The sequence below is a fragment of the Streptomyces sp. NP160 genome (assembly GCF_006335115.1).
GTDB lineage: Bacteria > Actinomycetota > Actinomycetes > Actinomycetales > Quadrisphaeraceae > Quadrisphaera.
This window is the reverse complement of the sequence record NZ_VDMJ01000041.1, coordinates 55021-67362: the sequence shown is the minus strand read 5'-3', so window position 1 is coordinate 67362 and position 12342 is coordinate 55021. Positions and strand designations below refer to the sequence as shown.

Below are 12342 nucleotides of genomic sequence, written 5' to 3'. Positions count from 1 at the left end.
CGCTCACGCGCCACCGCTGACGGTCGCTGCGCCACCGGAGCTGCCGGCGCCGTCGGCTCGGCCACTGCGGACCTCATCGATCATGCCGCGCAGCACGCTCTCCTCCACGCGGCCGACCGCTCGTGCTGCCGGACGCCCCTCGGCGTCGAGCACGAGCGTGGAAGGCACGGCCTGCGGCGGGATGGTGCCGCGCAGCGACAGCAGCGCTTGGCCAGAGCCCGCGTCCAGGACACTGGAGTAGGGGATGGCGAACTCCTTCTCGAAGGTGTTCGCCACCGCTTGACCGTCACGGGTGTTCAGCCCGAGGAAGCGCACGTCTGGGGTCTGTGAGGCGACCCGGGCCAGGTCAGGCGCCTCCAGGCGGCACGGCGCGCACGCCGCGTACCAGACGTTGATCACTACCACCTGACCGCGCCAGTCGCCGACGTCCACGGTGTCGCCGTGTGTGGTTGTTCCGCTGAGCTGGACCGGTTCGCCCCGCTCGGCCGCGGGCAGCAGGGTCACGTCACCGTTGCCGGAGACGTAGCCCTGCTGGTTGCCCGAGTCCTGGCCGGGCTGGCCCAGTCCCGAGCAGCCTGCCAGCGCTGCTGTGGGTGCAGCGAACGCTCCGACTAGAAGCGCCCGACGCGTCAGGGGCCGGCGCGTGCGTCCAGCGCTCATGCCTGTGCGCCTCTGTCGTCACCGTCGCTGGCACCGCCGTGGCGAAGGGAGCTCAACACCAGCAGGCCCGCTCCGACGACGATGGCGGTGTCTGCGAGGTTGAAGGTCGGAAACCAGCCGCTGTGCAGATAGTCGGTGACGACCCCGTCACGGCCGCGGTCCACCACGTTGGCCACTGCGCCCCCCAGGACCAGGGCGAGTGCGCCGAGGCGTCCTCGGTCAGGGGTCGCTGCGGTGCGCCAGGCGAACACTGCGACGGCCACAGTGATGAGCGCGGTGACGGCCAGGACGATCCCAGCCGGAGCGCTCGCCCCCACGGAGAAGGCCACCCCGGGGTTGTAGGCCAGGCGCAGGTCCACCGGCCCCAGCGGAACCACCCGGCCTTGCAGCGCGCTCTGCGCCCACGCCTTGGCGCTCAGGTCAACAGCGACGACCGATGCTGCGATGGTTCCCGCCACGACCCGCCGCAGGAATGCCGCGCTGGTCCGAGCAGAGCCGCCGGCCGAAGTGTCGACGCTCATCACCACGCTCGCTGCCGGCGCTGACCGGTCAGACGGCGGGGCGTCACGCGCCCAGCACCACTGCTGAGCGCTGTCTCACTCACCGGGCTGCCCGAGCCCAGCAGGGACCAGTGCGCAGCTCTCGGGCGCCGAGTCCGCGTAGGAGGGGCACAGCGCCACGGCGTTCCCCGTCGCCTGCAGGAGGGCCTCAGCAGCGATCAGCAGGTCCATCAACTCAGGGCGAGTCAGGTGGTACACCGAGGCCCGCCCTCGTGGACGGAAGTCCACCAGGCCGCACTCACGAAGGCACGCCAGGTGGTTGGACACCGTGGACTGTCCCAGTCCTAGTGCTGTGGACAGGTCCACCACGCGCGCTTCCCCGCGAGCCAGCTCACGCACCAACGACAGGCGTGTGGGGTCTCCGAGCCCCCGGAAGAGCGCGGCAGCCGGAGCCAGCACTGCACGGTCCGTCCCATGACCAGGCGTGGCTATCATCTGCATGCACTGATGTTACATGTACTGCTTGATGACTCGGCGGGCAGCAACATCACCTTGATCATCGAAAGGTACGTCTATGACCCTCGCCGTCTCCGCCTTGCAGGCCGTCGGGTTGTTCCTGGTGACCAACATCGACGACATCATCGTGCTGTCACTCTTCTTCGCCCGCGGCGCTGGAGCCCCGGGCACCACGTTCAAGATCACAGTTGGTCAGTACCTCGGCTTCGGCGCCATCTTGGTGACCTCCATCCTCATCGCTCTTGGCGCCGGCGCCTTCCTGCCCGAAGGAGTCATTCCCTACTTCGGGCTCATCCCGCTGCTCATCGGCCTGCGCGCCGCCTGGCAGGCCTGGCGCAACCGTGACGACGACGATGATGATGATGACGACGACCCCGGCAGGGCCGTGGCCATCTGGAGCGTGGCCGCTGTCACCTTCGCCAACGGCGGGGACAACATCGGCGTCTACGTCCCGGTCTTCTTGGCCGTCGGCCCGGCCGCGATCACCGCCTACGTGGTGGTCTTCCTCGCCCTGGTCGCCGTGCTGGTCCTGGCCGCCCGCTACATCGCCACCCGCCGACCGATCGCCGAGGTCCTCGAGCGGTGGGAGCACATCCTGTTCCCGCTCGTGCTGATCGTTCTCGGCGTGGTGATCCTGGTCGAAGGTGGCGCTTTCGGCCTTTGAGCACGCGAGCAGCGGTAGGGCGCACCCGCCCTTGACGCTGGCCTGGCAGCTGCAGGCGGTCGGACAGGGATCGGCGCGCGGTCGCTGCACCCTGCGAGCACACCGATCGATCATGCAGCGCGCGCACCTCGTTCAGCCCTCAGTCCACCTGAGGGCGGCTAGCCATGCGCTCGCATCCATTGCAGCGCCAGTCCGTCCACGAGAGGAGCACCTCAGGTGCAGTGGTGGCACGCCGTCCTGTTGGGAGCTGTGGAAGGGGTCACCGAGTTCCTTCCGGTCTCCTCTACCGGGCACTTGACAATCCTGGAGAAGCTGCTGGGCTACAGGGTCAACGATCCCGACGTCACCGCCTTCACCGTCATCATCCAGATCGGCGCGGTGCTGGCGACGTTGCTGTACCTGCGCCGCGACCTCATCCGCCTCATCGCTGCTGTTCTGGACGGGCTGCGCTACTCCCAGGCCCGCCACAACGCCGACTGGCGGATGGCGGTCGGCGTCATCGTCGGCTCCCTGCCCATCGGGATCGTCGGGTTCCTCTTCTCCGACCTCATCGAGACCACCCTGCGCAGCCTGTGGGTGGTGGGCATCGCGCTCATCGGGTGGAGCGTCGTCATGCTCTACGCCGACCGCACCGCCAGCCAGAACAAGCCCGAGAGCGCGGTGACCTGGCGCGACACCCTCGCCATCGGCCTGGTGCAGTGCCTGGCGCTGGTCCCGGGCGTCTCCCGCTCGGGCGCCACCATGTCGATCGGCCTGCTTCGCGGCCTGGACCGCGTCACCGTCACCCGGCTGTCCTTCTTCCTGTCCATCCCCGCGCTGGCCGCGGCCAGCGTCTACCAGAGCGTCAGCGCCGCGCCGCAGATCTCCAGCGGCATCGGCTGGGGCCCAACGCTGCTGGCCACCCTCGTCAGCTTCGTGGTCGCCTACCTCACCGTGGACTGGCTACTGAAGTTCATCGCCCGCCACAGCTACTCGCTGTTCATCGCCTACCGCATCATTGCGGGATCGCTGGTCCTAGCCCTGGTGGGCACCGGCGTGGTGGCCGCCACGTGAAGCGGGACACCCGAGGACGGCGCAACCTGCCACGACGATCACCGCTCAGCGCTGATGCGAGGGGCTGCGGTCAAGGACGGGCCCCGCGCGACCACCGCGGGCACGCTCGCCCACGGGCTGCAGCGGCGTGCATGCAAGACGTCCGTGACGGCCAGGGTGCCGTGCGCATCAGGAACTGACGCCCGCCGTGGAGATCACTCGGCTGGGATCCCGGGATCGATCCCGGCTGGTCCCTCACGGCGCATCACTGACGATCACGCCGTGGGACCACGAGATGGCACACCGACGGGCCCTGCTCGGGTGGGCGTCCAGCAAGCGAAAGGGTGACGACATCAACGTCTTGCGACGACACGGCGCGCGTGGCTCGAGGACACGCTGGAGTGGTCCGGCCGGTGACCGTGTCGGGGGTCCTGTTGCCGGTCTCGTCCGTGCTTTTGGGTGGACGTCGGCACCGTTATGGTCGGCAACATCGCTGCTCACGGGTGTCTTGGTGTGGTTCTTGTCCGCCCCCCCGCGCTCGTGGTGGTGGTGCCTGCCTGCGGGGTCACTGCTGGTGGTGATGGGGCTGGACGGTCTGCGGGGCCGAAGTCGCGCATGGAGCTGTTGGGTTGCTGGATGGCTGTGGGCGACGGCGTCGCTGTGGTGGTTGACCGAGATCACGGTGATCGGGTACGTCGCAGCCAGCGTTGTCATCGGCAGCCTGCTCACCCTTGCGCTGCGGTTGGCGGCCCCTCCGGGGCGACTGCCCCGCCCCGCCAGCCGGTCCACCACTGGCCCTGGGCGGCGTGTGCCCCTCGGGGGAACTGGCCGGACAACCGCGGCAGATCTGGTGCGCGACTACGGGGCCTTACCTGCCTGCATGGCCCTGCTGGAGATGGTGCTGGCGCGCTTTCCGCTGCAGGGGTTCCCCCTGCCGGCCCTGTCGCTGGGGCAGGCCTCAGGCCCGTTCGCGGTGGCCGCTGCGTGGGGTGGGGCACCGTTGGTGACCTTGGTGTCGGTGGCCAGCGGTGTCGCACTGGCTCGTGTGCTGCAGACGGGGTGGGCCGAGCGGGCGGGCCATCGAGCAGTCCGCGTCAGCCCAGCGCCCGCCAGGACGCGAGACCATCACCGCACCGGTGGTCGCTGGCTCCTGTCAGCGGGGAAGCGGTCACTGCCGTCCTTGGCGGTTCTCGCAGCTGCAGCCTTGGTGCTGGCAACACCGATCGCGCTGGGCGCGCAGGTGCACTCCCAGAGCAACGGGCAGCTGCACCTGTCCCTGGTCCAAGGCGGTGGGCCGCGTGGACTGCGAGCTGTCTTCAGCGATCCGAACCAGGTGACGCAGCGTCACCTGGTCTTGGCGGAGGACTTGGGCGACGACATCGCGACCGGGAAGGTACCGCCGGTGGACCTGGTGCTGCTGCCGGAGAACGTCTTGAGCGTGTCCGGTCCGGTCGCCAGCGCACCGCAACAGCGTCGTGTCGCCGCCCTGGCCGAGCGCCTGCGCGCTGCGGTGGTGGTGGGGGTGGTGGAGACGGCTTCGACCACCTTCCGCAATGCAGCAGTGCTGTGGGACGGCGAAGGGCGCATCGTGGGGCGCTACGAGAAGGAGCACCGGGTTCCCTTCGGTGAGTACCTGCCTGCGAGGGCTCTGCTGTCGCGCATCTCCTCAGCCGGGACCCTGGTGCCACGCGATGCGCTGGTCGGGGTGGGAACAGCCGCCCTGGACGTCCCTACCGCACGAGGAACGGTCCGGCTCGGCACGGTGATCTCATATGAGGGGTTCTTCGCCGACCGGGTACGAGAGGCGGTGCAGGCGGGAGGCCAGGCGATCCTGGTGCCCACCAACGCTGCGTCCTACTCCTACGATGTCGTCCCTGCGCTGCAGCTCGCAGCCGCCCAGCTACGGGCCCGGGAAAGCCATCGCACGGTGGTGCAGAGCGCCCCCACCGGGTACAGCGCGATCGTCGACGCTGACGGCCAGATCGTCCAGACCAGCGATCTGGGTAGAGCGCAGGTGCTGACGGCCACGGTGGATCTGCACGAGGGTCAGACGCCCTACATCCGCTGGGCTGACCTACCGGTGTTCGCCTTCTGCCTGATGGTCATGGTCATGGTCAGCCTGAGAGTCCGCCTGCGGGATTCCCGCTCTGCACCCCCAGCTGGCAATCCGAACGGCGAAAGCTCTCACGGACAGCATCAGACACTTTGATCGCTCTACTGCCGTCGCTGCGAGAGGCCGGCGAAAGAGTGATTGGTCAGCTCGATCCGCTGCGCTGCGTCCCGCGCCGGTACGTTTCGCGAGTGCCCGCTCCGGTCATGGCCCGTCTGCGCGAGCAGACGTGCGCGCAGCGACGACGCAGTCGCTGTGGGGCAGGTGGGTATCTGCTTGCCCTGACTGCGCTGATGGTCGTCGGCCTGTTGAACCTGCCGTTGTCGGAGCCCTTGAACAGAGCTATCAGCTCCGGCTACGCGTTGATCGGCTTTGGAGGCACTGAAGCAGTCGCGGCCGGCGACACTGCATCCTCACCGCAGCCGAACATGCTCAAAGCTGGTGGCTCCTTCACCAACGCACCCGATCCGGCTTCCTCGGCCTCCTTGGTGCAGGCACCCCTGACGACCTTCGAGGAACCGACCGCTGATGCGTGGGGAGCCGCAGCAGCCGCCTCGTCCTCTGAGGTCACCGAGCCCTCCTCGAAGTACACCTGCGTCGACCACCGCTGCGTCGGCCTCGACACCCGAACCGCCGATGTGTCCCTGGTCTACCCATCGACTCTGACCACGCCAGCTCCCGGCGCTACAACTTCGTTGCTGCTGGTCGACCTCGTCACCGACGTCTTTCCTGACTGAGCTGCCGCGCCGGGATGTCCAACCCCGCCGGGAACTGACAGGCAGCGACTCATTGGATGCGGTGTCACACAAGGCCGCCCAGCGAGGCCGCTGGGAGGGCCGTCGCTGACACGCCTGGGGCAGGTCAGCGTGACGGAGCCGGCAGGTAGCGCTCTGCTGTCGAGCAGCCGCACCTGTTCGCAACGACGCCAGCCTGTGGTTGTTCACCGCGGGCCGTCCTAGGGCTGTCTCGCGACTGTCCCGCGCTCAGCCTGGGAAGAACCGTGCACGGCCGTCCGCACTCCCGAATGACGGCTGTGCGGGCGGGCACCAGCGGTGACACCACCTCCTGCAGGCCGCTCACTAGTTGACCGCGACGTCCCCGGTGAGCACTTCATCAGCACCGCCTGACCGACCCGCCGGTGACGGCGTCCCCGGTCGGTCTCGGCCCCCCACCACGACCCACGCCCGCGCTCATGGCGATCTTCGTCGCCGTAGCCGGGCTCGAAGGGAGCACCCATGCCTCAGACAGCTCCACCTGTGCAAGGCCAGCCAGCGACCAGGCACCGCAGCGCCTTTCGTCCCGACATCGAGGGCATGCGCGCTCTGGCGCTCGGGCTGGTGCTGCTCTACCAAGCCGGAGTGCCCGGGACCGCCGGCGGGCGGCTCGGTGTCGATGTCTTCTTCGTGATCTCCGGATTTCTGATCACCGGACTGTTGGTGCGGGAGGTTGAAACCTCCGGTCGGGTGGACCTGGCGCGCTTCTACGCCCGCCGGGCGCGGCGCATCCTTCCCAGCGCCGTGAGCGTCACCATCGCGGTCCTGCTCATCGTCGCCGTGGTCGCCCCGGCGACCTTGGCGCGCGTCGGCGTCGACGCAGTCGCGGCGAGCCTGCAGGCCGCCAACTGGCGCTACGTCCTAGCCGACGTGGCAGGTCTGAACCCGATCGGGGTGGGCAGTCCGCTGCTGCACTACTGGTCGTTGGCCGTTGAGGAGCAGTTCTACCTGGCCTGGCCGCCGCTGGTGATGCTGACCGCCTGGCTAGCTCACAAGCGCGGGGGCTCGGTGCGCCGTTGGCTGGCCGTGGTCGCTGGTGGACTGGCGCTGGTCTCCCTCAGCACCTCCATCATCCTGACGCCCCTGTCGGGAACCGTGGCCTACCTGTCCACGCCGACGCGCGCCTGGCAGCTGGCCGCCGGTGCGCTCCTGGCGCTTGCCGTCCCGGCTGTGCACGAGCTCATCCACAGATCCTGGTGGCCGGCCGCTGCGGCATGCGCGAGCACCACCGGCCTGCTGCTGATCGCGACGAGTGCTCAATGGACAGGCACGGTGGACTACCCAGGGTCAGCTGCCATCATCCCCACCTTGGGTGCCGTCGCCCTCATCGCCGGCGGCGCAGGAGCGCCAGGTCTGGCGCAGCGCATCCTGTCCTGGGCGCCCGTGCAAGCAGCCGGTCGACTGTCGTACGTGTGGTACCTCTGGCACCTGCCCGTGATCTACGTCGCCGAGGATGTAGGCATCCAGGGCTGGCCGCTGCTACTGACCCTGGAGATCGTGGTGGCCGGTTCGCTGGCATGGGTCACAGCTGTGGTGATCGAGCGACCGTGCCGCTTCGCGCCAGCATGGAGCACCAGCTCGCGCCGAGGACTCCTGCTAGGGGCCTGCTTCACCGGTGCAGGAGTGCTCGCTGGCGCCCTGGCCATCGCCGCCGCGTGAGGTCGACGCGTGCGCTGCAAGCGACGAGGCGGAGAAAGCACCGTGGCTGTGCCGCGGGCGGGGGCAGGCGGGGGGCGGGTGGGCGTTGTCGGCTCGAGGGCCCTCACGGGAGGGCGGTGCGCCGGCCTGGCCTACACCGACCGCACCTGCTTGCCCTTGAGGGCGTCCATGATCTGCGTCACCGTGCTGTCGGAGACGGCGCTGGCGCCGCCGACGACGATGACCTGACTGATGGCACGGCTACGCAGCCACTGCACGGTGGCACCAGGCAGGTCCCCGCGGGGCACCAGCAGTGTCAGGCGGCCGTGGGCTCCGGCGGAGATGGCGTCGGCGACGTTGGCCTGCTCACCCGAGGCGATGATGATCGTATGCGTTCCGGTCTTGCCCGACCACGCTGAAGCGATGGCCGTAGCGGTGCTGTAGCGGTCAGGGCCAGCGATGCGGACCAAGGACTTGGTCGTCAGGCCGACCTTGGCCAGCGCTGCAGCGGCGCTGTGTGGCGAGACGGACGCAGAGCCGCCCACCACGACGAGGGACTTCGGCTTCAGGCGCTGCAGGGCATCCAAAGTGACCTGCGGAGTCCCGCCGGCGCGGGTCAGCAGGATGGGACGCGCGGTCAGACCGGCCGGGCCCCCGACCGCCAGAGCGTCAATCATGTGCTCGGTCTCCCCCGAGGCCAGCACCGCGACGTCGTCGGTGCCCGCCTCAGCCATCTTCAGAGCCACCTGGGCCGCTGTGTCATACCGGTCGGTGCCTGCGATGCGGACCAGCTGGGTGACACCGCACGCGCGCAGCGCCTGCTCGACCCCTTCCCCCAAGGAGGAAGCACCACCGATGAGGTAGGCCGTGTTCGCTGCTCGTCGCTGCACCTCTCGGGCTACGACATCAGGCAGGTGGTCCCGCCTCGAGAGCAGGATCGGTGCTTGGCGTTGCACGGCCAGGGGTGCGGCCACCAAGCCGTCGACGAGGTGGTCGTCCTCCCCGGCCACGATGAGGACGGTGCGGCTGTCCGGGTAGATCTCCCGCGCCTGGGCGGCGCTGGTCTCATAGCGGTCACCACCGGCCAGCCGGGTCACTTCGGGGTCGACGTCCGCGTCCAGGTAGGACGAGACCGTGGAGCGGATCTGATCCATCTGGGCGTACAGGTGCTCACCGGGACATGCAGTGGCCCCCACATCGCGGTGGCCGATGATCGTCGCTACGTCGACCACGGTCCCAGCGCCGTAGCGAGAGGTCCCCCCACCTTCGGAGACGAGCTGGGTCGTGGCGTTGGGGTCCACTCCGTGCAGTCCGAGCTTCCACGCCGTCACGCGGGCGACGCTGTCCACGATGGCCGGGGTAGCAGCTGCTGTCTCGTAGTTGCCGAGCACCGAGACACCGAAGGTGTCGGTGTTGAAGCCACCGGCGTGGGCACCTCGCACGGGCCGGTCGACGCCGCCGGCGCGCCCTTCGTAGATCGTGCCGAACCTGTCCACGAGGAAGTGGTAGCCGATGTCATCCCACCCCAGGCTTCGCGTGTGGTAGGCGTAAACGCTTCGGACCTCGCCTTGGGCCTCGGCTGGGCTCGTGTAGTCGTTGCTCCCGGCCGTGTGGTGGATGACGGCAGCCTTGATGGTGGCGTTGTAGTGGGGGACGTCATTGCGGTAGCTCTCATCTGCGCCCCACTGCGCGCGGGTGACGATCGCGGGCTGGTTGGTGAACGTCGTCGGCGCGACCCGGGCCGTGCCATCAGCTGTCCCCTCAGCTGTGCCGTGGGCTGTGGACTCGCCGGGGTCGATGAGCTCAAGACGCAGCCCGGCAGGTGCCGCGACCGTCTCGGAGGACACGCGTACCTGGACGGCGTCGCTGCTGGCCACTGCCAGCGGCTCTGTGCCCTCCCGCACCTGCGCCGAGGAAGCCTCCGACCTGGCTGGGGCGGTCTCCATCACCTCGAGCACCTGCCAGGCACTCCACTGCCCACCGCTGCGCACTCGCACCGCCAGCACCAGCTGGGCCCCCTGACGAGCAGCTGCCGGCCACGTCATGCCCAGCAGCCGAAACGATCGGACCTCGTGGGTGGCGCTGACCCACTTACCGCCCACATCAGCTCTCACCGTGGCCGCCAGCCCGCTCGAGCCCGCCACGCGCGAGGCGGTCATGTCCTGCACGTCGATCTGCTGGACCTGCGTCTGCGGCACCTGCATCTGCATCTGCGAGGGTGAGACCGCCTCAGCTGCGATCAGGCGCACCTGGCCCGTGCCGCCAGCCCGTGGGAGCTGCCCGTCGACCTGCGCCTCAGCACCCAGGCGTACGCGTCCCTCGCCGGCACAAGCAGCCAAGATCACTGTTCCGCCCAGCACGCCCGCGCCCGTGAGGAACGCCCGTCGACGGATCGCCCCGGCAGACGCACCAGGGTCACTCACCGTCACCCTCCTCCGCCTGGGCTCACCTCGTGGCTCATCATCGGTAGCCATGGGCCACCGGCAGTCAGCCCTTCGCAGCCTAGGAGCGCTCGCCCGACGAGCAGCGCAGACTCGCCGAAGGCGAGGACAGCAACAGCAGCGTGACCGGAACTCCTCCGCCCACCGATAGTTCGTTTCACGTCAACGCAATCAGTGATGGACCGGCGGCCAAGGCGGTCTCCGTCGTCTCGCGGAGCAAGCCCGCGCACGCGCCGAGCATGGCCTGGTCCACCCTGACCAGGCTCGCGCTGATCTTCCCCGACGCACCTCACTGAGAGGGACCACCGAACACGACAAAAGCGAAATGGGCTCGCGAGGTGACGATGCTGGACGCGCCAGCCTCGCGGCCGTCCGGTCGGGGTGGTCAGCGAGACACTGACCGGGCAGCGGTCGTCATATGACACTGGCAGGACGTTGCAGTACCACCAACGCACACTCCGAACGGCACGCCGACTCACTGTCCGGACATCCAGCCACTTGCTCGACGGCCTCCACCAGCTGCCCCCTCAACAGCGCTAACGCCTCCAGCGCAGCCTCCACCCGCTTCAGCTCGGCCACCAGCACCGGATGCAGGCGCTGCTTGACCTGGGTGCATGTGCCCTCGCGCGACAGCCTCAACAGCTCCGCGATCTGCGGCAGCTCCAGCCGCAGCGCCTTCGCCGAGGCGATGAAGCCCAGTTGCTCGAAGACCGCCTCGTCGTAGTCGCGGTAGCCGTTGGCCGAGCGCCGCGAGCTCACCAGGCCCAGCGCCTCGTAGTAGCGCAGCGTCGTCGCCGGAACGCCGCTGCGCTGAACGACCTCGGAGATGCGCACACACCACCGTAAAGCTTGACCTTCGAGTCGACTCCAACGTTTACGGTCCACCGCATGCACCTCGATGCGACCGCCTCGAGCCCGAACTGATGAGTCGGCTGAGCGCCACCACCGAGCGCCTGGAGCGCCACCAGATCGCCATCTACCTGGCCGGGATCGCCGCCGGAGTGGCTACTGGACTGCTCATTCCCGGTGCACGCCACCTCGAGGCGGCCATCAACCCCGTCATCGCGCTGCTGCTGTACGCCACCTTCCTCGGGGTCCCCTTCACCGCTATCAGCCGCGCCTTCACCGACGCCCGCTTCCTCCTGACCGTGCTGGCGCTGAACTTCGCCCTCGTGCCCGTGGTCGTGTACGCCCTCAGCCGTGTGGTTGCCGATGAGCCGGCGGTGCTGTTCGGGGTGCTGCTGGTGCTGCTTTCCCCGTGCATTGACTACGTCATCGTCTTCGCCCGCCTGGCCGGCGGAGCCGCAGACCGTCTGCTGGCGGCGGCGCCGCTGCTGATGCTCGCCCAGGCGCTGCTACTTCCGGTGTACCTGTGGGTGATGGTCGGTCCCCGGGCCGCCCGGGCCGTGGAGGTGGGCCCTTTCGCGCACGCCCTCGTGGTGCTGATCGTGCTGCCACTGGCAGCAGCGGCGCTGACCCAGGTCCTGGTAGGCCAAAGCACTCAGAGCCAGGGCAAGGATGACCGTCGACGGCCGTGGTGGGCGCGGTGGGCCGCTCAGCTGCAGGAGGTGACGCTAGCGGCGATGGTGCCGCTGATGTTCGCCACCTTGGCTGTTGTGATCGCCTCCCAGGTGCGGGCGGTCAGCGGTCAACTCGGGAGGTTGATGGAGCTGGTGCCGCTGTACGTGGGCTTCGCGGTGGCGATGGTCCTGCTGGGCCTGGTCGTCGCGCGATTCGCGCGTCTGGACGTGACCTCGGGTCGGGCGGTGGTGTTCAGCGGTGTCACCCGCAACTCCCTGGTGGTGCTGCCACTGGCCTTGGCGTTGCCGGCGTCGCAGTCTCTGACGCCGCTGGTGGTAGTGACCCAGACACTGGTGGAGCTGGTGGTCATGGTGGTGCTGGTTCGGGTCTTGCCGTTAACGAACCGGCCCAAGCCTGCAGGTGCCGAGGCCGTGGCCCTCGACGAGGTCGAGCGCTAGCCACCCGACAACAGTGCCCGGTCGACGAC

Annotated in this window: 11 protein-coding genes and 1 pseudogene; 6 read left to right on the top strand and 6 right to left on the bottom strand. The window is 68.9% G+C overall.

Translation table 11 applies throughout. The features are described from left to right. Nucleotides 1–3: 3 nt before the first annotated feature. The 4 genes and pseudogenes from FHN55_RS18610 to FHN55_RS18600 all read right to left on the bottom strand — a co-directional run. Entirely contained in the window at nt 4–504 is a 501-nt protein-coding gene (locus tag FHN55_RS18610; protein WP_218974814.1) for a TlpA disulfide reductase family protein, read from the bottom strand. Nucleotides 505–656: 152 nt separating this feature from the next. After that, the gene (gene lspA / locus FHN55_RS18605) at nt 657–1181 is read right to left on the bottom strand and encodes a signal peptidase II (protein ID WP_139713905.1); all 525 of its coding nucleotides are present in this window, start codon (nt 1179–1181) and stop codon (nt 657–659) included. 75 nt (nt 1182–1256) lie between these two features. Continuing rightward, entirely contained in the window at nt 1257–1391 is a 135-nt protein-coding gene (locus tag FHN55_RS23900) for a hypothetical protein (RefSeq protein WP_255472644.1), read from the bottom strand. Continuing rightward, nucleotides 1392–1655, bottom strand: a pseudogene (locus FHN55_RS18600) (ArsR/SmtB family transcription factor); the annotation flags it as partial. It lies immediately after the preceding gene. 79 nt (nt 1656–1734) lie between these two features. Here FHN55_RS18600 and FHN55_RS18595 point away from each other — a divergent pair. The 5 genes from FHN55_RS18595 (at nt 1735) to FHN55_RS18575 (ending at nt 7914) form a co-directional block, all read left to right on the top strand. Further along, nucleotides 1735–2340, top strand: a complete 606-nt coding sequence (locus FHN55_RS18595; protein ID WP_139713904.1) for a cadmium resistance transporter — start codon at nt 1735–1737, stop codon at nt 2338–2340. A gap of 216 nt (nt 2341–2556) precedes the next feature. Continuing rightward, complete coding sequence (locus tag FHN55_RS18590; protein ID WP_139713903.1) at nt 2557–3393, top strand: undecaprenyl-diphosphate phosphatase; 837 nt, start codon at nt 2557–2559, stop codon at nt 3391–3393. A 274-nt stretch (nt 3394–3667) separates the two neighbouring features. After that, complete coding sequence (gene lnt / locus FHN55_RS18585) at nt 3668–5581, top strand: apolipoprotein N-acyltransferase (RefSeq protein ID WP_306821823.1); 1914 nt, start codon at nt 3668–3670, stop codon at nt 5579–5581. A gap of 194 nt (nt 5582–5775) precedes the next feature. Then, a complete protein-coding gene (locus FHN55_RS18580) occupies nt 5776–6219 on the top strand; it encodes a hypothetical protein (protein WP_139713901.1) in 444 nt (147 codons plus the stop codon). 576 nt (nt 6220–6795) lie between these two features. Further along, entirely contained in the window at nt 6796–7914 is a 1119-nt protein-coding gene (locus FHN55_RS18575; RefSeq protein ID WP_180357950.1) for an acyltransferase, read from the top strand. Between the two features lie 131 nt (nt 7915–8045). Here the strand turns inward: FHN55_RS18575 and FHN55_RS18570 are convergent, their stop codons facing one another. Both FHN55_RS18570 and FHN55_RS18565 read right to left on the bottom strand, forming a co-directional pair. Next, the gene (locus tag FHN55_RS18570; RefSeq protein ID WP_180357949.1) at nt 8046–10316 is read right to left on the bottom strand and encodes a cell wall-binding repeat-containing protein; all 2271 of its coding nucleotides are present in this window, start codon (nt 10314–10316) and stop codon (nt 8046–8048) included. Nucleotides 10317–10748: 432 nt separating this feature from the next. Continuing rightward, the gene (locus tag FHN55_RS18565; protein WP_139713898.1) at nt 10749–11168 is read right to left on the bottom strand and encodes a MerR family transcriptional regulator; all 420 of its coding nucleotides are present in this window, start codon (nt 11166–11168) and stop codon (nt 10749–10751) included. Between the two features lie 89 nt (nt 11169–11257). Here FHN55_RS18565 and FHN55_RS18560 point away from each other — a divergent pair, with 89 nt between their 5' ends. Then, nucleotides 11258–12313 carry an arsenic resistance protein gene (locus tag FHN55_RS18560; protein WP_139713897.1) on the top strand — a complete coding sequence of 352 codons (1056 nt, stop codon included), beginning with the start codon at nt 11258–11260 and terminating at the stop codon, nt 12311–12313. The last annotated feature ends 29 nt before the right edge of the window (nt 12314–12342 follow it).

Coding starts and splice junctions, on each gene's coding strand:
- lspA (WP_139713905.1), bottom strand. CDS start 1,181: ATGAGCGTCGACACTTCGGCCGGCGGCTCTGCTCGGACCAGCGCGGCA.
- FHN55_RS23900 (WP_255472644.1), bottom strand. CDS start 1,391: ATGGACCTGCTGATCGCTGCTGAGGCCCTCCTGCAGGCGACGGGGAAC.
- FHN55_RS18595 (WP_139713904.1), top strand. CDS start 1,735: ATGACCCTCGCCGTCTCCGCCTTGCAGGCCGTCGGGTTGTTCCTGGTG.
- lnt (WP_306821823.1), top strand. CDS start 3,668: ATGGCACACCGACGGGCCCTGCTCGGGTGGGCGTCCAGCAAGCGAAAG.
- FHN55_RS18580 (WP_139713901.1), top strand. CDS start 5,776: ATGGTCGTCGGCCTGTTGAACCTGCCGTTGTCGGAGCCCTTGAACAGA.
- FHN55_RS18575 (WP_180357950.1), top strand. CDS start 6,796: ATGCGCGCTCTGGCGCTCGGGCTGGTGCTGCTCTACCAAGCCGGAGTG.
- FHN55_RS18560 (WP_139713897.1), top strand. CDS start 11,258: ATGAGTCGGCTGAGCGCCACCACCGAGCGCCTGGAGCGCCACCAGATC.